At 64.2% G+C, this 23341-nt stretch carries 23 protein-coding genes; 17 read left to right on the top strand and 6 right to left on the bottom strand.

The window, feature by feature from the left end; genetic code table 11:
• Positions 1-165: 165 nt before the first annotated feature.
• The 5 genes from ACOOGG_RS00210 to ACOOGG_RS00190 form a co-directional block, all read right to left on the bottom strand.
• A complete protein-coding gene (locus ACOOGG_RS00210; RefSeq protein WP_420431075.1) occupies positions 166-990 on the bottom strand; it encodes a sugar phosphate isomerase/epimerase family protein in 825 nt (274 codons plus the stop codon).
• A 170-nt stretch (positions 991-1160) separates the two neighbouring features.
• Positions 1161-1808 carry an HAD family hydrolase gene (locus ACOOGG_RS00205; protein ID WP_420431073.1) on the bottom strand — a complete coding sequence of 216 codons (648 nt, stop codon included), beginning with the start codon at positions 1806-1808 and terminating at the stop codon, positions 1161-1163.
• Complete coding sequence (ligA, locus tag ACOOGG_RS00200; protein ID WP_420431077.1) at positions 1805-3946, bottom strand: NAD-dependent DNA ligase LigA; 2142 nt, start codon at positions 3944-3946, stop codon at positions 1805-1807. Before ligA ends, ACOOGG_RS00205 begins: the two co-directional genes overlap by 4 nt.
• An 83-nt stretch (positions 3947-4029) precedes the next feature.
• Complete coding sequence (locus ACOOGG_RS00195; protein WP_420431071.1) at positions 4030-4314, bottom strand: hypothetical protein; 285 nt, start codon at positions 4312-4314, stop codon at positions 4030-4032.
• A gap of 236 nt (positions 4315-4550) precedes the next feature.
• Positions 4551-5885: a DUF222 domain-containing protein gene (locus tag ACOOGG_RS00190; protein WP_420431069.1), complete on the bottom strand. Its 1335-nt coding sequence runs from the start codon at positions 5883-5885 to the stop codon at positions 4551-4553.
• Between the two features lie 512 nt (positions 5886-6397).
• On the opposite strand from ACOOGG_RS00190, the gene ACOOGG_RS00185 reads away from it, so the two are divergent.
• The 17 genes from ACOOGG_RS00185 (at position 6398) to ACOOGG_RS00105 (ending at position 22870) form a co-directional block, all read left to right on the top strand.
• Entirely contained in the window at positions 6398-6937 is a 540-nt protein-coding gene (locus tag ACOOGG_RS00185) for a hypothetical protein (RefSeq protein WP_420431067.1), read from the top strand.
• 193 nt (positions 6938-7130) lie between these two features.
• On the top strand, positions 7131-7307 hold the full coding sequence (locus ACOOGG_RS00180) for a hypothetical protein (RefSeq protein WP_420431065.1): 177 nt from the start codon (positions 7131-7133) through the stop codon (positions 7305-7307).
• A 176-nt stretch (positions 7308-7483) separates the two neighbouring features.
• On the top strand, positions 7484-8338 hold the full coding sequence (locus ACOOGG_RS00175; protein WP_420431063.1) for a hypothetical protein: 855 nt from the start codon (positions 7484-7486) through the stop codon (positions 8336-8338).
• 92 nt (positions 8339-8430) lie between these two features.
• Positions 8431-8910 (top strand): dimethylsulfonioproprionate lyase family protein, encoded by a 480-nt coding sequence (locus tag ACOOGG_RS00170; protein ID WP_420431061.1) that lies wholly within the window; start codon positions 8431-8433, stop codon positions 8908-8910.
• Positions 8911-8932: 22 nt separating this feature from the next.
• The gene (locus ACOOGG_RS00165) at positions 8933-9685 is read left to right on the top strand and encodes a creatininase family protein (RefSeq protein ID WP_420431059.1); all 753 of its coding nucleotides are present in this window, start codon (positions 8933-8935) and stop codon (positions 9683-9685) included.
• The gene (locus ACOOGG_RS00160) at positions 9682-10848 is read left to right on the top strand and encodes an ABC transporter permease (RefSeq protein WP_420431057.1); all 1167 of its coding nucleotides are present in this window, start codon (positions 9682-9684) and stop codon (positions 10846-10848) included. The genes ACOOGG_RS00165 and ACOOGG_RS00160 overlap by 4 nt, the downstream gene beginning before the upstream one ends.
• Positions 10845-11840, top strand: coding sequence for a sugar ABC transporter substrate-binding protein (locus ACOOGG_RS00155; protein ID WP_420431055.1), 996 nt, complete (start codon positions 10845-10847; stop codon positions 11838-11840). Before ACOOGG_RS00160 ends, ACOOGG_RS00155 begins: the two co-directional genes overlap by 4 nt.
• A 24-nt stretch (positions 11841-11864) precedes the next feature.
• Positions 11865-13484 (top strand): GMC family oxidoreductase, encoded by a 1620-nt coding sequence (locus tag ACOOGG_RS00150; RefSeq protein WP_420431053.1) that lies wholly within the window; start codon positions 11865-11867, stop codon positions 13482-13484.
• Positions 13481-13915, top strand: coding sequence for a hypothetical protein (locus tag ACOOGG_RS00145; protein WP_420431051.1), 435 nt, complete (start codon positions 13481-13483; stop codon positions 13913-13915). The genes ACOOGG_RS00150 and ACOOGG_RS00145 overlap by 4 nt, the downstream gene beginning before the upstream one ends.
• Entirely contained in the window at positions 13912-15000 is a 1089-nt protein-coding gene (locus ACOOGG_RS00140) for a zinc-binding dehydrogenase (protein ID WP_420431049.1), read from the top strand. Before ACOOGG_RS00145 ends, ACOOGG_RS00140 begins: the two co-directional genes overlap by 4 nt.
• Positions 14997-16469, top strand: a complete 1473-nt coding sequence (locus tag ACOOGG_RS00135; protein WP_420431047.1) for an aldehyde dehydrogenase family protein — start codon at positions 14997-14999, stop codon at positions 16467-16469. The genes ACOOGG_RS00140 and ACOOGG_RS00135 overlap by 4 nt, the downstream gene beginning before the upstream one ends.
• On the top strand, positions 16466-17182 hold the full coding sequence (locus ACOOGG_RS00130; RefSeq protein ID WP_420431045.1) for a class II aldolase/adducin family protein: 717 nt from the start codon (positions 16466-16468) through the stop codon (positions 17180-17182). Before ACOOGG_RS00135 ends, ACOOGG_RS00130 begins: the two co-directional genes overlap by 4 nt.
• Positions 17179-19500 (top strand): xanthine dehydrogenase family protein molybdopterin-binding subunit, encoded by a 2322-nt coding sequence (locus tag ACOOGG_RS00125; protein ID WP_420431043.1) that lies wholly within the window; start codon positions 17179-17181, stop codon positions 19498-19500. Before ACOOGG_RS00130 ends, ACOOGG_RS00125 begins: the two co-directional genes overlap by 4 nt.
• Positions 19497-20330 (top strand): ATP-binding cassette domain-containing protein, encoded by an 834-nt coding sequence (locus tag ACOOGG_RS00120; protein WP_420431041.1) that lies wholly within the window; start codon positions 19497-19499, stop codon positions 20328-20330. Before ACOOGG_RS00125 ends, ACOOGG_RS00120 begins: the two co-directional genes overlap by 4 nt.
• The gene (locus tag ACOOGG_RS00115; RefSeq protein WP_420431039.1) at positions 20317-21108 is read left to right on the top strand and encodes an LLM class F420-dependent oxidoreductase; all 792 of its coding nucleotides are present in this window, start codon (positions 20317-20319) and stop codon (positions 21106-21108) included. Before ACOOGG_RS00120 ends, ACOOGG_RS00115 begins: the two co-directional genes overlap by 14 nt.
• Positions 21105-22346, top strand: coding sequence for an aspartate aminotransferase family protein (locus ACOOGG_RS00110; RefSeq protein ID WP_420431037.1), 1242 nt, complete (start codon positions 21105-21107; stop codon positions 22344-22346). Before ACOOGG_RS00115 ends, ACOOGG_RS00110 begins: the two co-directional genes overlap by 4 nt.
• Positions 22343-22870, top strand: coding sequence for a MarR family winged helix-turn-helix transcriptional regulator (locus ACOOGG_RS00105; protein ID WP_420431035.1), 528 nt, complete (start codon positions 22343-22345; stop codon positions 22868-22870). Before ACOOGG_RS00110 ends, ACOOGG_RS00105 begins: the two co-directional genes overlap by 4 nt.
• On the opposite strand, the gene ACOOGG_RS00100 is transcribed toward ACOOGG_RS00105, so the two are convergent.
• Positions 22867-23286 carry a hypothetical protein gene (locus ACOOGG_RS00100; RefSeq protein ID WP_420431033.1) on the bottom strand — a complete coding sequence of 140 codons (420 nt, stop codon included), beginning with the start codon at positions 23284-23286 and terminating at the stop codon, positions 22867-22869. The two genes, ACOOGG_RS00105 and ACOOGG_RS00100, sit on opposite strands and share 4 nt — an antisense overlap.
• Between the last annotated feature and the right edge of the window lie 55 nt (positions 23287-23341).

The following is a 23341-nucleotide window of genomic DNA, read 5'->3' as shown; positions in this document are numbered from 1 at the left end:
ACGACCTCGGTGGGTGCTTCAGTGGCTGCCGCCGCTGCTTCCGTAGGCTCGCTGGGTGCGGGCTCGCTGGTGTCGTCGTCGTTGCCGCATGCCGCGGCCACGAGTGTCAACGCAAACAGCAATGCAAACAGCTTCCATAGCTTTCTCATTGTTGGGTTACCCCTCTCAAGGTAGGTGTTGTTTGGTTTGTGAGGTTCCGGCACCCGCAGACACGGGTTCCAGATTTCGCAGGAAATCAATGCTCTGGCAGGCGTCGAACCTCAGCCGAGCTATGGCAGAGGGATCACCCTCTGCTATCGCTGCATCCTGCTCCAGGACGTACCAGAGGTCGCGTCCTGACTTTTCAAGGAGGTCGACGATCTCGGCGATCGGCAACCCTCCCCGACCTAGTGGCGGGAACAAACCGCGCTGCACGCCCTGCATGAGCGACAGATCTCCCGCCGTGACCTGGGCTGCGATGCCCAGATCAACGTCTTTGATGTGTACGAGTGCGATGCGATCCAAGTAGCGCTTGGCCATGTCCAAAACGTCCCCGCCGCCGAGGAGGAGGTGCGCGGTGTCGAGGACCAGCGGCGTGTCGCTGATGTCCAGGATTTGCTCGATTTCTGCGGCGGTCTCCACCACGCAGCCGAAGTGGGGGTGGAGCGACTGGGTGAGTCCATGGCTGGCGGCTATCAGGTCTACTTCGGCGAGCGTATCGGCCATGATGGGCCATTGGTGGTCGGACAGTGGGGTTTGGCGCCAGTCATCGAGATGGCTGACTGCACAGGTAACGAAGAATCGTCCGCCGCCACCAGCGATCAAGCCCGCTGCATCATCGGCAGAGGCAAGCGTGTCCTCGGCTTTGGAAGGATCGTGTAGTACCAGGGGCACGAAACCCCCGAGGAGCGAAAGGCTGTGGCGGTCGAGTGCGGCTCGCAGCTCGGCGGGCTCAGTGGGCAGATAGCCGAGCGACCCCAGCTCGGTATGGGTGAATCCCGCCTCGCGCATCTGCGCGAGCACAGCCTCGGCGGGTAGTTGGTATCCCCATCCGGGCATCTCACACACGCCCCAGCTAATGGGCGCGGTAGCGGTTCGACTAAGCAGATTCATGTGCGCGCCCGCGTGTCCCCTTCTGACGCCCCTCCGACCCGACAGTCTTATGGCATATTGCCGGTGGGTCAAGCCGTAGAATCAGCCAATATACGGTCGAGTTCGGCCAAGGCGAGGGCGATGTCGTCGCCTACCAGAACACCGTGCATCCCGAGGTCTCGGGCGGCGTCCACATTGGGCGCGAAATCGTCCAGAAAGACGCTCGATTCAGCGCGGGACACGTCCATGCGCTCAAGGGCAAGTTGGTAGATCCTTGGGTCGGGCTTTCGCATGCCCACTGCGCTGGAGTCGATCACTGCTTCGAATAGTTCGTCCACCGGGATGAGCTGGCGCCACATCTCCCCGAACTCTTTGGCGTTGTTGGTGATAATGGCCTGTCTTATACCCGCCTCACCCAGCTCGCGGACCTTGGCCACGGCCATATCGCGCCGCTCTTCGCTGCTGGTGCCCGACATGGCCTTGAAGAACCCCTCGGAGGTGAACCCCTCGATGCCGTCAGCCCGGCAAGACTTGTCTGCGGCTTCCAACGCCTCAGCCAGGGTCCCCTCACCCCGCTCCAGCCGGTGCCAAGGATGGTCGCCGTCGGCCTCGTACCGCCCGAACACGTGCTCCAACAGCCGGCCGTTGGTGGTGCCCAGCGACCGGGCATAGTCGTCGAGATGAAACGGTGACCCAGTGAACACCCCGCCAAAATCCCAAAACACTGCTTCAATCATGGCAATTCTCCGGTCTCAATGAACTCTTGGAACTGTGCCTCATTGAGAACTGGGACGCCCAGCTTCTCAGCCTTGTCCAACTTGGAGGCGCCGGGGTTCTCGCCTACGACCAGCGCCGTGGTCTTGGACGAAACGCTGCCCGGCGACTTGCCGCCCCGGGCTTTGATAGCCGCACCCACCCCGTCACGGGTGAAGCCCTCTAGGCCGCCGGTTACGACGATGGTCATGCCGTCCAAGGTTTGGGGTTGCGCTTCGGTCTCGGCCTGCCCGGTGCCCTGGGAGAAATTGAGTCCAGCAGCCCGTAGCTTCTCCACGATGTCCTGGTTTGCCTCTGACTGGAAGAACTCGTACACGCTCTCGGCCATGATCGGCCCGATGCCATCTACTTCGGCCAACTCCTCTTCGGAAGCTGCCATAATCCGGCCCAAATGCCCGAACGCGTCGGCCAGCAACTCACTGGTGGTGTCACCCAGATGGCGGATGTTGAGCCCCACCAATAGCCGGGCCAGGGGCTGCTGTTTGGAGAACTCGATAGCGGTGGCAAGGTTGGCCACTGAGAGTTCGCCGAAGCCCTCAAGCTCACGGATGCGGTCATAGTCCAAGGCGTAGATGTCGCTTACGTCGGCGATAAAGCCCAGGTCGATGAACAGGCCTACCCGTTGCTCGCCCAAGTGCTCGATGTCCATTGCGTTGCGGGCGGCGAAATGCTCGATCCAGCCACGGAGTTGTTCGGGGCACTGGGGGAAACGGCAGTAGTGGGCCGCGTCGCTGTCTCCTCGGGTTAGCGGCTTCTCCTCGAGGCAGGGGCAGATCGAGGGAAATACCCACTCTGGGAGATCAGCGGGGCGGTCGGCCTTAACGGAGCCCACAACTTCTGGGATTACGTCGCCAGCCTTGCGGACCACCACGGTATCGCCAGGCCGCACATCCTTTGCCCGCACCTGATCCTCGTTATGGAGAGTGGCCATCTCCACGGTAGAGCCCCCTACGAACACCGGCTCCAGCACCGCGAACGGAGTGGCCTTGCCCTTGCTGCCTATGGACACATGTATGTCTAAGAGTTTGGTGGTTCTCTCTTCAGGCGGGAGCTTGTAGGCGATGGCCCAGCGGGGCGCACGGCTAGTGGATCCGAGTTCCTGCTGGAAATCGAGGCGGTCGACCTTGATGACGGCGCCATCGATTTCGTAGGGCAGATCGTGGCGCTTGGCCTCGCAGCGCTCGACAAACTGCCAGGCTGCGTCAATAGAGTCCACCGAGGTCGTCTCTGGATTGACCGGCAAGCCGAGGCTGCCTAGGTACTCCAGGGTGGCGCTGTGGGTACCTAGAGGGGGACCTCCCTGGATTTCGCCAACCGAATAGCACCACATCGAAAGCCCGCGGGTGGCAGTGATCCCCGGATCCTTCTGGCGCAGCGAGCCGGCCGCGGTGTTGCGGGGGTTGGCGTAGCGGAGCTTGCCATCGGCTTCTTGCTGGGCGTTTAGGGTCTCGAAGGCGGCTAGGGGCATGTAGACCTCCCCCCGCGCCTCCAGCACTGCCGGCGCACTCGCTCGAAGCCGATGGGGCACAGACTTGATAGTCCGAATGTTGGCGGTGATGTCCTCACCCACCCGCCCGTTTCCCCGAGTAGCAGCCTGCACCAGCCTGCCGTTCTCGTAGCGCAGCGACACCGCGAGCCCGTCGAACTTGAGTTCGCACACGAGATTGCCTAGCTCAACAGAAGGCGTTTTCGTCTCGGCTGTGCCCCCGTCTTCATTCCCTCCTTCCTCTCCAGCTAGAAGCAGCATCTCCTGGTTGCTCGACCCTTCAGCAGCCCTGCGAGCCCTTACAACAGTCAAACGGCGCTGGGCCCGGTCAGCCCAGGCATTCAGCTCGCCACAGTCAAAGGCGTTGTCCAGCGACATCATCGGCACTCGGTGCTCCACCGGTGCGAACAGAGTCGAGGGGTCGGCTCCAATTGATTGGGTGGGGGAGTCGGGTCGAGCTAGCTCCGGGTGAGTTGTCTCAAGCTCCAGCAGCTCGCGTTTGAGCGAGTCATAGTCGGCGTCAGGAATCTCAGGATCATCATGGAGGTGATACCGCTGATCGTGGTGGCCGATGAGGTCGATCAACTCCGAGATGCGTTCCTCCGCGCCGGTCATCACTTGCCGGATAGTACTGCTAGCGGGCGGCGAGAAAGCCCGCTGGATGGACGCTGGCTTCTTGTCTGCTTTCGGCTCGCATATCAGGGGTTCGCTTGGGTCTGCTCAATGAGCATGCCGTATCGCTGCTGGGCAGCCTGAGGTGAGGTGCCCAACAACTCCCCGATCTGGTTCCAGGTGATTCCCCTTGACCGGGCCGCAGCAACGGCTTCCACGATCTGGCCTTCGCAGCGAGCTCGGGCCATCACCGCCCTCTTCAGCAAGTACTCCTCCAAAGGCACCTCATCGCCTTCCGATGGTTCGTAGTCTTCGAACCGTTGGGCGAGTTCGTCTGCGTGCTCAAGGATGTCTTGAATGGATCTGGGCATGGTACTCACTCCAGGAATCTTGGTCTCGCTGGCATAGCGTGGACAATGACTTCGATGCCGTCACCCACTGTTACTCCGATTTCAAGCAACCGAGCGGCCTGGTCGCCCCCAATGAGGACGACCAGGTCATCGTCTCTAAAGACTCGGATCGGGTTGTGGTAGGCGTGCAGCATACGTTGGTCAGAGATCCCGTGCTTTCGGGCGCTTTCCAGGATTACGGGATCCACGTTCTCAAGTTATCTTGACACATGGGCGGTCTTCCCGTCATGTGAGAGCGACTTTGCCCGCAAAGGCTGACATCGGTCGTTGCAATTGGCTTCGAGTGCTTTGACTGGACTTCGGGCTCTTGCCATGGACGGCAGTTTGACGTTGTATTGCCCGTTGGGATCTTGGACGACCACGTACCCGTGTTTGTGGACTTTCTTGTGGCACTTGGGGCACAACAGCACGAGGTTGGGCATGTCGGTTGTGCCGTCGCGGTCCCACCAGATGATGTGGTGGGCGTCGCAAGCGCTGGCTCGCATGCCGCAGCCGATGCAGCGCTTGTCGCGAGCGTAGAGGGCGAGTTTCTGGGTAGCTGTAGCAGATCGTTGTTTTCTTCCCATGTAGAGGGGTTGGCCGTCGGCGGCGAATATGGCGGGCACGATTCCTGCATTGCAGGCGATGTGGCGGAGCTCGTCGACGTCGATGGGGGTGCCGTCGATGAGTCCGGCATTCTTCAGCTGGCCGCTCAAGGTGTCGTAGTCGACGGTGACTATCAGCGTGGTGGCCTGCGGCGCGATCTCATGGTCTGAGCCATCGTCTTCGACATTGCTGTTTGCGGGCGATTCGGGGCGGGTTGGCTGTTGGGTGATCAGCGCCGCCAAGGCGTCGGCGTTGCGCTGCTGGTGGGTGCGGTCGCTTCCGGCTTTGGCGTCTTGGCGGAACATGCGGTCGCTCAGGTCGTTCAGAGCGGTTTTGACGCGCTCTCCGGCGATGCGGTCGAACTCGGCGTGCAGAATGACCATTTCGTCGTCGCCGTCGAACACCTTGGCGCTGCGGCGCTGGTGCTGGCGTTGGTGGCGAGTCAACCCGTGGTCGGCCTGGCGCTGGTCCTCGCTGCGGGCCACGGTCCTTTTGAACTCGTCGAGCTCCTCGGTGATCGCCGAGGTGATCAGCGCTAGTTCCTGCTCGGTTGTCAGCGGGGCCCGTTGGTGCGACTCGCCCATCGCCCGGGCATGGTCCATGGAGATCCATCCCTTTTTGGCCGCGTTCAGCGTGGCGGGCAGGGCGCTGAGAGCGTTCGCGGCCTTGGCCTGCTGGCGGGCTCGGTAGCGGCCGAGGCCGAACTGGCGGCACAGCTCCTCAACGGCATCCTGGCCTTCGAGCTCCCCCAAGCGGCCCAACAATGAAGCCAGATAGCCGTCTAGTTGCCGCCGAGCGCTATCAGTCTGGAGGATCAACTTCACCAGATCACCCGACTCCAAACCGGAGGGCTCAGGCAGACCCACCTCCACGCAGCGGCTTGCACGGCCCGAAGGCCCACTACTGTTGAGCTGGGTGTTTCCCCTGGTGAAACCACCTAAATCCATGCCACCAGTCTACCGACACCAGTGACAGTTAGGCCTAGCGGCCTCGCGGAGCCGGGCGTCAGGCGAACCGCCTAAACTCCGGGCATCTACACCCCCAGAAGCTACCCCCGCCCGAGGAATCGCGTATGACGACAAAACGCAGCCTGGCCGCAGCCTTAGCGGCAGTGTGCATGGCCGCAGCCGGTCTAATCGCATCAGCCCCAGCAGCGGCGACAACGGTTCCGCTCACTGCGGAGATCGAGACACGCGACCGCCTGATCGCCGACCAAGAAGCGCTGCTGAATGCGTACCGGTGCATGTTCGCTGTGGACGTCGCCGCGGTGCCGGGAGGCTGCGCTAACGGCGCCCCAGCACAGCCAGCGGGAGAACCAGGACCGCCGCCCCCAAACCCCACCAAAGCCGACAAAGACGCCAGAGACAACCTGATCGCAGCCCAAGAAAACCTGCTCAACACCTACCGCTGCAACCACAACATAGACACCCAACTAGTCCCCAGCGGGTGCCCCGACCCAGTGGATGACACTTCAGAAGCTCCAGAGGATGAAGAGGTTGTTGAAAAGCCACCTCCTCCACCTCCGCCTGAAGAAGAGTCTGACAGTAGTGCTGATGTCATACCTATGCCTAGTAATGGCCGTTGTCCATTGGATTGGCTGGGAGTGTATAGTATGTACATTGACAACTACTGTTTCCCGCTTCCTGAAGACTTTTTTATGTCGAGTGTTTGCCCTGAGGGTTTTACATTTACTCAGTGGAATGTGTGTCAAGATGTAGACAGGTACATTTCTTGTGCGGATGATACAGTATCAGATGCTTGGAGTCAGTGCTATGATCCAGCAATCTGGGGCGAATGTCCAGATGGTATGGCATTAGATTTCTTGGGTTACTGTCAGGGCTATTCACATGATGGTGAATGTCCTCAGGGTTTTGTATTAGGTTATTATAACTATTGTCAGAACCCTGCAAGAAATGACTATTGTCTCATAGGAGATCATGTATTAGACCCCTGGGGTGTGTGCTATGATTCATCTCATGATGCTGGTCAATCTGGATAATTTGCCATGCATCAACAGGTTGCTACTCCCTCCTTGCTTTCAAGCAAGTGAGGGGGTGGTGACCTGTATACACAAAGAATACACTATTAAAATTTAAATGAAGCGGGCATCTAGTCTTACTAAAGTAAATCTAGATGCCCGCGGGAGGGGCAACGCCCGGGGAGTTGTCACTGGCATCCGTACAATCTTGGGCATGACCCTCAGAGTCGAATGCGCCGCTTACGGGAAGCACTCCGCAGTAGCAGCCCTGGTATGGCCGGGAGCACCAGTATACCGACACCAGTGGCAGCGCTACGCCGACACGCCGATGGACTTCGCCGACGCCACCCTGGTGTTGTTGGCGGAGAGGCTTGCCTACATGAAATCCTGACGCTGGACCGCCGGGGATTCAACACCTACCGACTCTCTAACGGTGCCGCCTTCGAACCTGTCCTCGACAGCACTTAGCCTTCGCGCTTCGCACGTGGAGACCGAGCCAAGGCCGGTTTGGGGCGGGACAGAGGAAGTGCTGTAGTGGGGTGGGTGAAGGGTCTTTGGGGGGATCGAGTGTGGGCCTGGGTCGCGCGAGTCTGGTGGGCGGCGCTGCCGTTCACCGCTGGGCCGGTGCTGGCCGATGGGTTGCATGAGACCTCAGCGGCCTGGCGGTCTACCGCGTCGGTGGGGCTGTGGGTGCTATGGGCGGCAGTGCTGGTGGGCTCTTTGCTGATCCACCCGGCAACCCTGGTAGTTGTTCGGCTCGCTATGCCGTCCGCAGTAGCAGCCCTGGTGTGGGCGGGCATGGGCGGCGCTGACTGGAGCGAGGTTGCGCTTACAGCGGCCATTACCGGAGCGGTGGCCGCGGTCTGCCTGAGCGCACCGGTCGGCCAGGTCTTCGTCAACGGCATCTCCTATGGCAACGAAGTCCGCTTGTTGCTTCGACCGCCGGCGGTGCTGCTGGCTGGGCCGCTGCCGGCAGCGGCGTTGGTCGCGGTCGGCGGCACAGTCAGCGGACCGCTCCTGCTGGCGGCTGAGCAATGGGTGTTGGGCGGGCTCGTCACTGTCGCGGGCGGAGCGTTGGCCGTACTTGGAGCCCGCTCCCTCTATTCGCTCACCCGCCGGTGGCTGGTGTTTGTTCCCGCCGGGGTTGTGCTCCATGACCACCTGGCGGTGCAAGATCCCGTGCTGGTGCGCCGCCGAGCAGTGGCCGATGTCGGCGCGGCCCCGCAGGGATCCGACGCCTTGGATCTGAGCCAAGGGGCCTCTGGTCTGATCTTGGAGCTGGCAACAAACCAGCCGATCACCCTGGCCCCGCCGGCTCGTGGGAAGGACCGAGCCGAAGAAGCCCAGGCCAGCGCAATTTTACTGGCTCCATCCCGTCCCGGCCATATGATCGAACTCGCCCGCCACCGCCAGCTCATCTAGCCGCACCCCCGAGTCAAATAGAGGGCTCTGAGCGCCGAGGAAACTTTGGCCCTAAGATATCGAGCACTGAAATACCTTGGGGGAGGGACCAGATGGCGAGTCAGTTCACTGAAGCCGAGTTCAACGAGCACATCCAGCGGTATGGGAGCAAGGAGCTGGACTGGGAGCCGTTTGCCGCTCAGGGGGACCTCAAGGAGAAATACCGGCGAGCTCATGTGCGGATGGTGGGGGCGAGCATCACTGGAAAGCACTACGAGCCCGGAACCATCACCGCCAACAACTTCACCCTGTCGGTGATGATGATGCCCCCAGGAGGCGAAGCCCCGTCGCACGCCCACGAAGTGGAGGAAGTGTTCTTTGTGGTGAAGGGGGAATTGACCGCATGGTGGGAAGACGATGACGGCCGGATCCTCGACACCGTCTTGAATGAGCGGGAGATGATCTACAACCCCGCCGGGATCATGCACGGCCTGCGAAACCACACTGATGAAGAGGCCTTGGTGCAGGTTGTGATTGGCGTGGGCCGCCCGCAGAAACCCTCCTACCTCGACGCGGCCCTCACCGACCTCTGAGGGACCAGTGCGACTGGGAGAGATGAGCTGGACGGCTCTGAGCGAGCGGCTCGACCAAGGCCCATTGGACGTGATGGTCCCCTTGGGCGCCCTAGAGCAGCACGGTCCGCATCTTCCCCTGGACACTGACGCTCTCATCGCCGAGGCAGTAGCCGACCGGGCGGCTCGAAGAACAGGGGAGTGCATGGTGTCGCCCTGCATTCCCGTTGGCTCCTCCAGCCATCACTTGGCATTTCCGGGCACAGCCAGCTTGAGCGACAAAACCCTCAGCAGCGTCCTGGTTGAGGTGACCCAAACCCTGCTGGGCCACGGATTCCGCGGTGTCTATCTGGTGACCGGCCATGCCGGAAACGTCGGGGCAATGGCGGAGGCCCTTACTGGGCTCGACGCCGACGACCGTGCCCGAGTGGTGTCGTTTGACGACTGGCCCGCTCAGCGGGACGCCGTACATCGGGTAGCCGAGGCCCGGCTCAATATGGATCGAGAAGTGGTCGGAACCCATGGCGGACACTTCGAAACCAGCATCATGCTGGCCATCGCCCCTGACCGGGTGGATATGGCCTCAGCAGTCGCCGGTCACGTAGGGCCGGCAGCCGCGGCCAGCGCCAAGCTTCGCTCTGAGGGCATGGCGGCGCTATCCCCAGTCGGAGTCATCGGCGACCCCCGTGGGGCCACCGCTGACGCTGGCGTGCTCTACCTCGACGCATTGGTCGGCCTGGTAGCAGAGGGCATCGAAGACCATCGCAGCCGGTCGAAGCAGCGGGTGGCGCCGTGACCGAGCCCTCGGTCGCCATGAGCTGGGACAAGTTCCGGGTTGCCATTCCCCGAGTGGTGGAGGCGGGGTTCGCCATTTTCGTGGTGGTCATCCTGGGCGCAGTCATGACCGTCAAGTCCGACGTATTCCTAACCACCGGAAATCTCCAGAACATCTTGCTGCAAACTTCGTTCTTGGCCTGCGCGGCTTTCGGTATGACCCTAGTGATCATCACCGCCGAGCTGGATCTGTCCCAGGGGTCGGTCTTGGCCCTGATCGGGGTAGTGGCGGCCGAGACCATGGTCCGCAACAACAGCATCGTGCTGGGCTTGTTGGCCGGAGCGGGGGTGGGCATAGCCACCGGGCTATTCAACGGGCTGATCACCGCGGTCCTCAAAGTCCCCTCGTTCATCACCACCCTGGGACTGTTGATCATGGCCCGGGGCTTGGCCCGGGAGATAACCGCGGGCAATACCGTGGGCAACCTCCCCGGCGGCTGGAAGGCGTGGTGGAGCGGAGAGTTCATCGGGCTGAGAATGCCCATATGGGTGGCGCTGGGTCTCGGCGTCGTCTACCACATAATCCTGCGCTATTCCCGGTTCGGATTGCGGATCTACGCCGTGGGCGGCAACGCCGAGGCAGCCCGCCGAGCCGGCATCAACGTCACCCGGGTGCGGGTCACCGTCTTCGTGCTGGGGGGACTCGCCGTTGCCGTCGGGGGTTTCACACTGCTAGGGCGGGTGAATGTGGGCCAGCCCAATGCCGCCGTGCTTACCGAGCTGTACGCGGTGGCCGCCGTGGTACTGGGCGGCACCAACCTGTTCGGAGGCCGGGGGTCGATTCCCCGCACCCTGGCCGGCGTGCTGCTTATCGGGGTGATCCGCAACAGCCTCAACCTGCTCAATGTGTCGTCCAACATGCAGGACGTATGGCTGGGGGTCGTGTTCGTATTGGCCATGACATCGCAGTTCTTGCGCAGGTACCTGGAACGGTGGGCCAACCGGAGCGAGGACACCGCCATCGAAGTGGAAGTGGACCACGAGCTCGACGAAGAACGCCGCGCCATCGAACTGGCCGAGCAATCGGCCCGATCGGGCGACCAAGAACTCCATGGCGCTGAGCCGGCCGGCAATACGGCCGATTCGGCGGCGGAGCAACCACAAAAACCCGGAGGGGACAAATGAAAACCAGAAACCTGTTGTTCAAGCTCCTGGCGCTGCTGCTGGCCTTTGGGCTGGTGGCATCGGCCTGCGGCAACGACGATGACGACGACACCACATCCGGTGAAGGAGGATGCTCGGAGACCTATGAGGTGAGGTACGCCAATTTGGCGACCTTCATCTTGTACTTCCGCGACCTTGAGGCTGGGCTGAGAGACTTCGGTGCCGGCAACTGCTGGAACTTCGTCGCGGCCGACGCCGCCTACGTGATCGAAGACCAAGTGGCTCAAATCGAGGACTTCGTGACCCAAGGGGTCGACCTCATCATCGCCTCGCCCGGCGACCGCCAAGCGCTCATTCCCGCATATGAGGCGGCAGCGGCCGCTGGCATTCCCATGCTCTCCACTGGCGACAGCGTGCAGGAGGCCGCCCCGGAGATCGGCTTCATCGGTACCGATTGGGGCGTTGAGGGCACCAAGCAGAGCGAGTGGATGGTCGAACAGCTCGGCGGATCGGGCAAGATAGCCCGTATCGGCGGCCCGGGTGCCAGCGAGTACGTGGAGAAGCGCCGCGAGGGCTTCGAGCACACCATGGAAGCCAACCCGGGCATCGAGGTGGTGTTCAACCAGAGCGCCAACAGCTTCACTGCTGAAGAGGGCCTCCGATTGGCTCAGGATGCGTTGACCGCCAATCCCGACCTCGACGGAATCTGGGCTGACAGCGACGCTTTGGCCCTGGGCGCCGCCACCGCAGTGGAAGAGGCGGGCATCGATCATGCCGACATCCTCCTCAGCGGCACCGACGGCGAGCCGGCGGTATTCGATCAGATCCGGGCCGGAACCGGCGTGGATATGACCATCGCCTTGCGGGGCTATCAGTGGGGCTGGCAGACCGCTGAGGTCGCTCACCAATACCTCACCACCGGCAGCACCGGCCAGGGCTACTTCATCCAGGCGCCCACCATCGTGGTGGATGCCGACACCATTGAAGGCACGACCAACGCCGATCTCCGATAGGGGTTCTTCCCCTCCGGATTTTCGATGGCGAACATGACCTATCGGGCCGACGTCCTCATCATCGGTGCCGGTGCGTCCGGCGGGGTGGCGGCGCGCCACCTCGCCGAGCACGGCTTCGACGTGGTCTGCCTCGAGCAGGGCGATTGGCCCGATAGGTCTGCGTTCCCGGGCACCCGACCCGACTGGGAGCTGGCCATCCGCAGGGACTGGGCCATGAGTCCCAACGTTCGGAATCGGCCGGAGGACTATCCGGTTGTCCAAGACGACTCCGACATAGAGCCCCTCATGTACAACGCGGTGGGGGGCAGCATGATCATCTATGCCGGGACGTGGCCGCGGATGCTCCCATCGGATCTGCGGGTGCGAACCCTGGACGGGGTGGCCGACGACTGGCCCATCGCCTATCGCGATCTGGTGCCCTACTACGACGCCATCGACCGCCAGATCGGCGTATCCGGCCTCGCTGGTGATCCGGCCTATCCTCCCCATGACGACTATCCGCTTCCGCCTCTGCCCCTGGGCGTGGCTGGGAAGCGGGTGGCCGATGGCCACAACCGGCTGGGGTGGCATTGGTGGCCCGAGCCCAATGCCATCTTGTCGGCCCCCTACGACGGGCGGCGGCCATGCGTGCAGCGGGGCGTGTGTACCTCGGGATGCGCCGAGGGGGCCAAGGCCTCCACCGATCTGACCCACTGGCCGAAGGCAACCGCCGCCGGGGCCCGGCTCATCACCGGGGCTCGGGTCAGCCAGGTCACAATCGGGCCCCGGGGCTTGGCCACCGGGGCCGTATGGCTGGACCACGCCGGAGTAGAGCACCACCAGGAGGCCGACGTGGTAATCCTGGCGGCCAATGCCGTGGGCACGGCGCGGCTGTTGCTGCTGTCGGCCGACGACCGCTTCTGCCCCGACGGGTTGGCCAACTCCAGCGGCCTTGTCGGGCGGCGCTTGATGATGCACCCGTTCTCGGTGGTCACCGGCTGGTGGGACGATCAGGTGGAGGGCTGGCAGGGCCATTTCGGGGCCAGCATCACCAGCTACCAGTTCTACGAAACCGACGCCGACCGAGGGTTCGCTAGGGGGGCTAAGTGGGCGCTCTCACCTGTGGGCGGCCCCCTCAACCACATCTTGCCAATGCGGGCCGGCAACGAAGTGTGGGGACCCGATCACCACGAGCTCATGGGAAGGACATTTGGGCGAGGGGCGAGCTGGGCCATCTTCGGAGAGGACCTCCCCGAGGGGCGCAACCGGGTGGAACTCGACCCGGATCGCACCGACAGCCACGGCATTCCCGCGCCTAGGGTGAGCTATCGGATCTCTGACCACTCGCGGCGGCTGATGGCCTTCCAAGAAGAGCGGGCTGCCGAATCGCTCAAAGCATCGGGCTGCCAGGAGACCGCGGTGGCCAGCATGATCCCCCAATCGGGGTGGCACCTCATGGGCACCGCCCGCATGGGGGACGATCCGGCGACTTCTGTGGTCAACTCCCGCCAGCAGGCCCATGATGTGGCCAACCTGTATGTCGCCGATGCCAGCGTGTTCGTGACCAGCTCGGGGGTCAACCCCACCTGCACCATTACCGCCTTGGCGCTGCGAACCGCCGATTTGCTGGTTCAAAACCGAAGCGAGCAGAAGGTCCCGGCATGACGACCGCCGACAGCAGCACCGCTATCGACCTTGGCCGGTTGGAACAGCTGGCCGACATCATGCTGCCCGCGGCCCACGGGATGCCCTCGGCCTCCGAGGTGGGCGCAGTGGGCTCCTATCTCGACGAGGTGCTGGGATGGCGCGGCGATCTTCGCGAGCCCCTGGTCCGAGCGGTCGCCGCGCTCGATTCGGCATCATTCACCATCGATCGCTTGGCTGCATATCTCCAAGAGGACGAGGAGGCCTACGTCGCCCTGACTACCGCGGTTGCCGCCTGCTACTACCTCTGCCCGGTGGTGCGCGACCGCATCGGCTATCCGGGCCAAGTGGCCAAAACCTACGATCCATTCGCCTACACCGAATGGGTGGCCGATGGACTGCTGGATCCGGTGGTCGAACGGGGACCGATTTGGCGTGAGGCTCCGGCATGACCCAGGCAGTGGTGCTCGCCGACTACGCCCGCGGTCCGACAGTCGAGGCCATCGAGCTGGGTCCGGTTCTACCGGGGGGCGCCCTGGTGAAGATCGACGCGGCCACCGTTTGCGGAACCGACGTCCACATCTCCGACGGCGTGTTCGAGCAGTTGGCCCGCCTGCCGCTGGTGATGGGCCACGAGGGCACCGGAACGGTTCTAGAGCTGGGAGCGGGTTTGGAACGCGACGCTTTGGGCCAGCCGCTGCGACCAGGCGACCGCATCGTGTGGGCCCACAATTGGTGCGGGCGGTGCTACTACTGCGCAGTGGCCAAGCAGCCGACCCTTTGCGAGAACACCATGGGCTACGGGTGGGGGCCGTACGAGGAGGGGGCAGTAAACGGCACATTCTCGGAGCACCTCCACGTGTCGCCCGATTCACGGGTGCTGCGGGTGCCCGACAGCGTGTCCAGTCCGCTGGCGTCGGCGGCCACCTGCGCCCTTCGCACGGTGATGCACGCCCTAGACCGCCTGCCCCGGGTCCGCTTCAGCGACACCGTGGCCGTGCTCGGTGCCGGCCCGGTGGGCGTTCTGTGCGCGGCGGCGGCCCTGCACAGCGGGGCCCACCAAGTGGTGCTCATTGGCGCGCCCGCCTCCCGGCTAGCGGCCACCGAGAAGTGGGATCTCACTACTCGCATCGACATCGACCACACTGAACCCGAGGAGCGAATCGAGGCAGTCCGCAACCTGACCGGCGGCCGCGGCGCCGACGTGGTGTTCGAGTGCGCTGGGCCTCCTGACGCCTTTACCGAGGGAATGGAGATGGTACGGGCCGGTGGCGCGCTCATGGTGATCGGCCAGGCCCACGGACAATCAGTCCCGGTGCCGACCACAGCCATGAAGGTCCGCCAGCTCACCGTGCGAACCTCCCTTTCGGCCGACATCTCCCACTTCCACGACGCCCTCCAATTCTTGGACCGCCATGGCGACGCGCTGGATCTGGAGTCGGTGGTGTGCTCGAAGAGCTATTCGCTCGAACAAGTAGACGATGCCCTGGCCTCGATGCGGGCCGGGGCCGAGATGAAACCGGTGATCGTCCCATGACACCACAAGCCGCCGTCCGCGACCGATACCCGCTGGTGGTGGGCGACCAAGAGGTCGCCACGAGCGCCAAGATGACGGCCAAGGCCCCGGGCACCGGAGAGACGGTGGCTGAAGTTCCCCTGGCCGATGCCGAGGTGGTCGACCAAGCCGTGCGGGCAGCCACCGATGCCCAGCCGGGGTGGGCTGGTCTGTCGGCGGCTGAACGAGGCCGGCTTCTGCGCGATCTGGCCGATGCGGTACGTGGCCAATCCGAGCGGCTGGCCCGGATCGACGCCCAAGACAGCGGCAACCCTCTGGCAGCCATGCGAAACGACGTGGCCTACGGGGCCGATGCCCTGGACTACTTCGCCGGCATCGCCCGGGAGCTCCACGGCAAGACCCTCCCGGCTTCGGCCAACGGCCTCCATCTGACCTTGCGGGAGCCCTGCGGCGTGGTGGCCCGCATCCTGCCGTTCAATCACCCGCTGATGTTCACCCTGTTCCATGCGGCTGCCCCTTTGGCCGCGGGCAACACCGTCATCGTGAAAGCCCCCGACCAAACTCCCATATCCCCCCTGGAAGTGGCCTATCTGGCGAGGGAGATCCTGCCCCCCGGTGTGCTCACCGTTTTGACCGGCGACGGGGCCACCACTGGCGAGGCTCTGGTGGCCCATCCGGGCATCGGCCGGATCGGCTTCACCGGACGGGGAACCACCGGGCTGCGGGTCATGGAGGCGGCCGCGGCGTCGGGCCACGTCAAGCACGTGACCGTGGAACTGGGAGGCAAGAACCCCTTATTGGTGGCGCCCGATGCCGACCCTGCTTATGTGGCCGAACAGGCGGTGGGGGGCATGAACTTCGAGTCTTCACAAGGACAGTCGTGCGGGTCGACATCGCGGATGTACGTGCCGGCCGGGATGCGCGACGAGGTGGTGGACGCGGTGGCCGCCCGTCTCGATCAGATCAGGGTGGGCGATCCTCTAGATCCGGCGACAACCATGGGGCCGCTGGTCTCCGAGCCCCAGCTCACCCGGGTGCGGGGCTACGTGGAGGCCGGGAAGTCCGAGGGCGCCCGGCTGGTCCGGGGGGGAGACACTCCGGGGGGCGTGCCTGAGGGCGGCTATTACTTGGCGCCCACGCTGTTCGACCAGGTGACGCCCGGCCATGTCATCGCCGCCGAGGAGATCTTCGGTCCGGTGCTGTCGGTGCTGGAATGGCAGGACAGAGACGACCTCATCGCCCAGGCCAACGCCACCCGCTACGGGCTGACCGCCAACATCATCACCAACGACCTGGATTGGGCGGTTGACACCGCCCGCCGGGTGCAGGCCGGATGCGTGTGGATCAACGGGCGAGGCCAGCACTTTTTGGAAACCCCGTTCGGGGGGTACAAGGACTCCGGGTTGGGAGCAGAGGGTTCGATGGAGTCGCTGCTCAGCTACACACGGACCAAAGTCGTCCACATTCTCGACATCGGAGCGCGACCATGAGCAGCCAATCGGCCCAGGCCATTTCGTCCCTTAGAGACAAGATCGCCACCTCCACTCGGATTCTGGTCCGAGAGCGGCTGATCGGGCCTTTCGGCCACCCCTCGGCCCGGATTCCCGGAACCGACTGGGTGGCGGTGCTGGGCCACACCCACGATGACGTGAAGGACCTGTCCGAGACCGAGCCAGGCGACGTGGTGGTGATGGACCTGGACGGCGATGTGGTCGAGGGATCGATGGACGCCCCCGGCGAGCGGTACATGCACACCGAGATCTACCGGGCCCGACCCGATGTGGGAGCGGTGATCCATGCCCACCCCATGCACTGCATCGCTTTCTCGATGACCGATGTCCCCCTAGCCCCGGTATGGCACCTGTGTACTCTTTTTGCCGACGGCGTACCGGTGTACGACTCCGCCGTGCAGATCGACAACCCCGAGCGCGGCCAGGCTGTGGCCGCGGCCCTGGCCGACCGGAAGGGGATTCTGCTGAAGGGGCACGGCCTAACCGTGGTGGGCTCGTCCATTGAGGAGGCCACCGTCAGCGCAGTCAACCTCGAGCGCTCAGCCCGATTGCAGATCATGGCTCAGGGCCTCGGCGCGGTGGAGGCCATCGACCGAGCCGAGCTCACCGACGATCTGTTGACCGACGGCCTCACGCTGGAGGAGTACACCCACACCCAGTGGGACTACTGGGCCATGGAGACGGCTAGATGAGGCAATTGCGGCGCGAGGATCCCCGACTCCTGAGAGGCAGCGGACGCTTCGTTGCCGACATCGAGCAGGCGTCGATGCGCTATGCGGCTTTCGTGCGCAGCCCGGTGGCCCACGCCGATGTGATCGGGGTTGAACTGCCCCCCGGCGTTGTCGGTTGGACCGGCCAAGACCTGATCGGGCGGATCGACACCATGGCGCCCAACGAGGCCGACGGCGGCGTCTACCAGGACAAATTGCTTGAATCTCTGGGAGACGACCGGCTGTTCGTGCGCCACGAGGGGCGGCCTCTGTTGGCCGTAGACCGGGTGCGCCATGTGGGCGACCCCATTGCCGTGGTCATCGCCGACACCCCCCACGACGCGGCGGATGCCGCCGATCGGGTGGGTCTTGATCTGGAGAGCCGCCCGGCGGTGGTCGACCCCTTTGCCGCACTGGCCGACGACGCTCCCCGCCTGTACGACCATTGGCCCGACAACCGCTCGCTGTTCGTGGCCGCCGGATTCGGCGACATCGACGCCGCTTTCGACAGCGCCGCCCATGTGAGCCGCCGCCGACTGCACTCGGGAAGGCTGGCCTGTCACCCCATGGAGCCCAGAGGGGTGGTGGCCCAACACGATCTCCGCACCGATCTGCTCACGGTGTGGAGCAGCACGCAGATTCCCCATCCGCTGCGCACCGCCCTGTCCAAGGCCCTGGGGCACCCCTCCCACCGGATCCGGGTGGTCGCCCCTGATGTGGGCGGCGGTTTCGGGGTAAAGGCCATTCCCTACGCCGAAGAGATGATCTTGGCCTTTCTCGCCCTGGAACTCGGCGTGGCGCTCAAATGGGTGGAGCAGCGGAGCGAGCACGGCATAGCGGCCATTCAGTCCCGCGACCAGATCCACGACATCGAGATTGCCCTTGACGGCGACGCCCGCATACTGGGAGTGCGCGACCGCTTCGTGATGGACAGCGGGGCGGCCAACCCCCTCGGCGTGGTTCAGCCCTACAACACGCTCGCCCATCTGTGCGGGTGCTACCGGGTGCCAGCGCTGGATGTGGAGGCCACCGCGGTGGTGACCAACAAGGCCCCGAACTCGCCCTATCGGGGTGCGGGTCGGCCCGAGGCAGTATTCGCCATGGACCGCATCCTTGACGTGGCTGCCCGAGAGATGGGAATCGATCCGGTAGAACTTCGCCGCCACAATCTCATCACTGCTGAGGAGATGCCCTATTCCGTCGGGCTCAACTACCGGGACGGCACGGCCATGACCTACGACAGCGGCGATTTCTCCGGTTGCTTCGAGACGGCCATTGCCATGAGCGGGATATCCGAAGGGCTCCGAGGAGGGGCCCGGGACCAAGCCGGCCGGCTAGTGGGCGTTGGAGTGTCTTCCTATGTGGAAGGCACGGGGGTTGGCCCGTTCGAGAGCGCCCGGGTGCGGGTAGACGAGACCGGTTGGGTGGAAGTGGCTACCGGCGCCTGCTCTCAGGGCCAGGGCCATGAGACGGTGTTTGCCGATGTATGCGCACAGGCGCTCGGGGCCGATCCCGCGCGGGTGACGGTGATCGGAGGTGACACCGAGGCGGTCGAATTCGGCTGGGGCACGCTGGCCAGCCGCAGCGCGGTGGTGGCCGGCAGCGCCATCTACGAGGCTGCCACGGTGCTGCACGACCGGATTGTGGACGCGGTGGCCGGCCAATGGGAGGTGGCTCCGGTCGACCTGTGCATCCGCAACGGCGCAGTAGAGGTGGTGGGAACCCCCACCCGCCGAATGGAGTTGGCCGAAGTAGCAGCGGGTTTCGCTCCAGGAGGAGTGCTCGCGAACGGCAGCCGCCCCGGCTTGGAGGAAATGGTCTGCTTCGAGCCGCCCACGGTCACCTTTGCCGCCGGCGTGCATGTGGCCCGGGTCGCTGTCGATCCGTCTACTGGCGCGGTCGAGATTCTGGACTATGTGGTTGCCCATGACTGCGGGCCCCTGCTGTCTCCCATGATCGTGGACGGCCAGATAGCCGGGGGAGTGGCCCAAGGTATCGGGGCGGCGCTGTTTGAGCAGGCGGTGTACGACCCCGAGGGCCAGCCCCAGAACCCGAGTCTGGCCGACTATCTGGTGCCCGACGCGGCCGGGGTGCCCAAGTTGGCCGTTGCCCACTTGGAGACTCCGTCGCCCCTCAACCCGCTCGGCATCAAGGGCGTGGGGGAAGCCGGAGCGATCTCGCCTCCAGCCGCGGTGGCCAACGCCATCGAAGACGCCCTGGCCGGGCTGGGCGTCGAGGTGAACCGAGTCCCGGTTTCGCCTGGCTATCTATTCGAACAATTGCACGGAGCGAGAACATGACCGCCAGCCAATCCGGATCTGTCATCGACGCCCCTCGCCCTGGAGGGCCCGAGTCATCCGGTATCGCGCTGAGCGTTTCGGGGATCCACAAGCGCTACGGCGGAGTGGTCGCCCTCCGAGACGTATCGCTGGACTTTCCCACCGGCACCCTCACCGCCATCGTGGGCGACAACGGGGCCGGCAAGAGCACTTTGCTGAAGGTGATCTCCGGGGCAGAGCAGCCCGACGCGGGCACGGTCGTGCTGCACGATGAGGTTCGCCGGTTCCGATCCCCCGAGGACGCCCGTTTGGCTGGAATCGAAACCGTCTATCAAGACTTGGCGCTGGCCGACAACCTTGATGCCGCCCAAAACCTGTTCATGGGGCGGGAGCTCAAGGTGGGATGGGGCCCGTTCACATTCCTGCGCCAACGGGCTATGCGCCGCGAAACCGAGAAGATCATCCAGCGTCTCAACATCAAGATCCCGTCGGTCCGCATCCCGGTCCAGCATTTCTCCGGAGGCCAGCGCCAAGGGGTGGCCATCGCCCGGGCCATGAACTGGGGCAATGAGGTGATCGTCATGGACGAGCCCACCGCAGCGCTGGGCATCGCCGAGACGGCCCGGGTGGAAGACCTCATCACTACGCTGCGAGAGCGCAAGTTGACCATCGTCGTGGTGAGTCACAACCTCGACCAGGTGTTCCGCCTCGCCGACCGGATCGCGGTCATGCGCCGAGGCCAGCTCATCGAGCTTCTAGACGCCCGCAGCACTGATGCCCAGAAGCTGGTGTCGCTTATCACCGGCCTGTCCGCGTCTCATGAAGGGGCAGATGGCCATGAAGGAGCCTGAGGTGGGGCCGCGGGTGGGAGTCCAGATTCGACCCAACCATGTGAGTTGGGACGACATGATGGCCGCCTGGCAGCACGCCGATGAGGCCGGTGCCGACAGCATCTGGACTTTCGACCACTTCTTTCCCATCGACGGCGACCCCGAGGGCACCGCATTTGAGTGCTGGACCACGCTGGCCGCCATGGCTTCGGTCACCAAGACGGCCCTTATCGGCCCGCTGGTCACCTGCACGGGTTTCCGCAACCCCGATCTGCTGGCCGACATGGCTCGCACTGTGGACCACGCATCCGGGGGCCGGGTGGTGCTCGGCCTGGGATCGGGCTGGCTGGAGCGTGACTACCACTCCTATGGGTATGCCATGTCGGGCGATGCCGATCGAATACGGGAGATGGAGTTGGCCATCCACCGCATCCACCGCCGGCTGGACCAGCTCCGTCCTGGGCCGGCAGGCTCGCTGCCCATTCTGGTCGGCGGGCTGGGGGAGCGGATGACCTTGGACGTGTGCGCCCGGCTGGCCGACGCTTGGAATGGCTGGGGCACCCCCGACGAGGTCGCCCACCTCAACAAAGTGCTGGACGGCTGGTGCGAGCGGGCCGAGCGCGATCCGTCTCAAGTGGAGAGGACGGTGGCGCTGTTTGAAACCGCTAGCGATGAGACCTACGACGATTATGCGGCCGCGGGGGCCGAACACCTCATTCTGGTCCGATCTGGCCCCGACTACCAGATCGACGAGCTGGAATCCCTGCTGGCCTGGCGGGACTCTCGGAGCGGGATGTGAGCGGCGCTACTGGTGCCCTTTGGATGCCGTTCACCTCGGCAGGCGGAAGCCGGCCGCCGGTGGTAGTAGCCGGGGACGGCAACTACGTGGTGACCGACGACGGAACCCGCCTGCTTGACGCCACCGCCGGGGGTGTGGCCTGTGTGATCTTGGGACACGGCCGAACCGAGATCGCCGATGCGGTGGCCGAGCAGCTCCGCACACTGGAGTACCACTGCCTCTTCGGGTACAGCCATCCTCGGGCCCGGGAACTGGCCGAGGCTGTCGCCGACCGCACCCCGGGCGATCTGAACCACGTCTTTTTCACCAACTCCGGCTCTGAGGCGGTGGAGACGGCTATGAAGATGGCCCGCGGGTATTGGCGCCGGGTCGGCCGGGGATCCAAGACCGGATTCGTGTCGCTGCACCGGGGCTACCACGGCATGAATTTCGGTGGGATATCGGTGGGCGGCCTGACCGAGAACCGGACGGGGTTCGGCCCGCTGTTGGAAGGATGCACCCAGGTTCCGGCCCACGACATCGACGCTCTGGAGCGGGAGCTGGCCTACCGGGATCCGAGCACCATCGCCGCCGTAATCATGGAGCCCGTGCAAGCCGCCGGTGGCGTCTATCCGCCCCCGGAGGACTATTTGTGCCAAGTCAGGGCGATGTGCGACCGCAAAGATGTACTTCTGGTGCTGGACGAAGTGGTTTGCGGATTCGGACGGCTCGGCCACTGGTTCGGTGGCCACCGCTATGGGGTGGTTCCCGACATCATGACCGCAGCAAAGGGACTGACTTCGGCCTACGTTCCCATGGGCGCGGCGATTGCCGGCAATCGAGTTCACGATGTGTTCGTCGACTCCGAAGGCTCTATCGAGCTGATGCACGGCTACACCTATAGCGGGCACCCCGCGGCCTGTGTCGCCGGGCTGAAGGTGATCGAGATCATCGAGCGGGAGGGACTGGTTGACCAGAGCCGCCTGACCGGTCGGTATCTTCAGGATCGAATCGGCACGCTGGGCTCTTTGCCAGTGGTGGCCGAGGTACGGGGAGAGGGGATGCTGGCCGCGGTAGAACTGGCCGGCGACAACCCGGCATCCTTGGTGGCCGAGGCCCAGCAGCGCATACAGTCGGCCGGGGTGTTGGTGCGAGCCCAAGCCGACCACTTGGGCATCTACCCGCCGTTCACATTCACCGCTGCCGACGTAGACCGAGTGGTAGACACCGCTGGGGCGGTGCTGGAGGAGTTGTCGTGACGTTCGACCGGGTGGATTCGATCTTGGAGCAGTGGGCCAGCGAACGCCCCGACCTGGATGCCTCTCCCATCGGGATATTCGGGCGGATTTCCCGCATCGACCGTTTGTTCGAACAGTCCATGGCCGAGTTCCTCCGCCCCCACGGGCTCACCCTGGGCTTGTTCGATGTGCTGGCCGCGTTGCGGCGAATAGGCGAGCCCTTTCAGGCAAAGCCGAGCGACTTGGCGGCCACGACCATGCTCACCTCGGGAGGCATGACCGGGCGGCTGGACCAGCTTGAGAAGCTCAATCTGGTGCTCCGGGTGCCCGATCCCGACGACCGCAGGGTCATGATGGCCCAGCTCAGCCCCGAGGGTAGAACTCTGATCGACCGGCTAATGGCCGAGCACCTGGAACGGGAGCGAGACCGGTTGGAGTGGTTGCAGGTGGGCGAGTCGGAGGAGTTCGCCGGCTACTTGCGCAAGCTGGAGGCCTCCCTTCGGTCCCTCGATGGACGGGGCCCGACAGTAGGTATGGACTACTAGGAGGCCGTAAAGCACCAGGAGATGGTGTCGGAGTCGTCGGGGCCGACCTCTTGGCGCCAATAGGTCGCCTGGACGCAGTTCTGCTCAGCTTGGAGTCTCTCGATCACCTTGTCCTGATCGGGTCGGAAGGTGAAGCGGTTGAGATTGGGCAGATGTCGTATCTGCTCCCGAGGGATGGCCACTCCGTTGACGGCCAGGCGGGCGTCGTAGCCGATGGCCAGGTCGATGCCAACGGTTTCTTGGGCGAGGACCTCGGCGTTGCGAGGGGGGATGAGCTCGTCCACCACGGCGTTGCCGGTAACGCTCACATCGTTGTCGTCGGTGTCGGCCAGCAACAAGGCCAGCAGAATGGCTGCCGTGCCCATCAGGGCCGCGGCGCCCAGTAATACCCGCCGCAGAATGACCGACTCCAGCACTCATCCAGTGTGCCCGCTGGCCGAGGCCGGAGACACCCTGAGTGGCGCGGAAAAC

The organism is Candidatus Poriferisocius sp. (genome assembly GCF_965214065.1).
GTDB lineage: Bacteria > Actinomycetota > Acidimicrobiia > Acidimicrobiales > Bin134 > Poriferisocius.
This window is presented reverse-complemented; position numbering and strand designations above follow the sequence as displayed.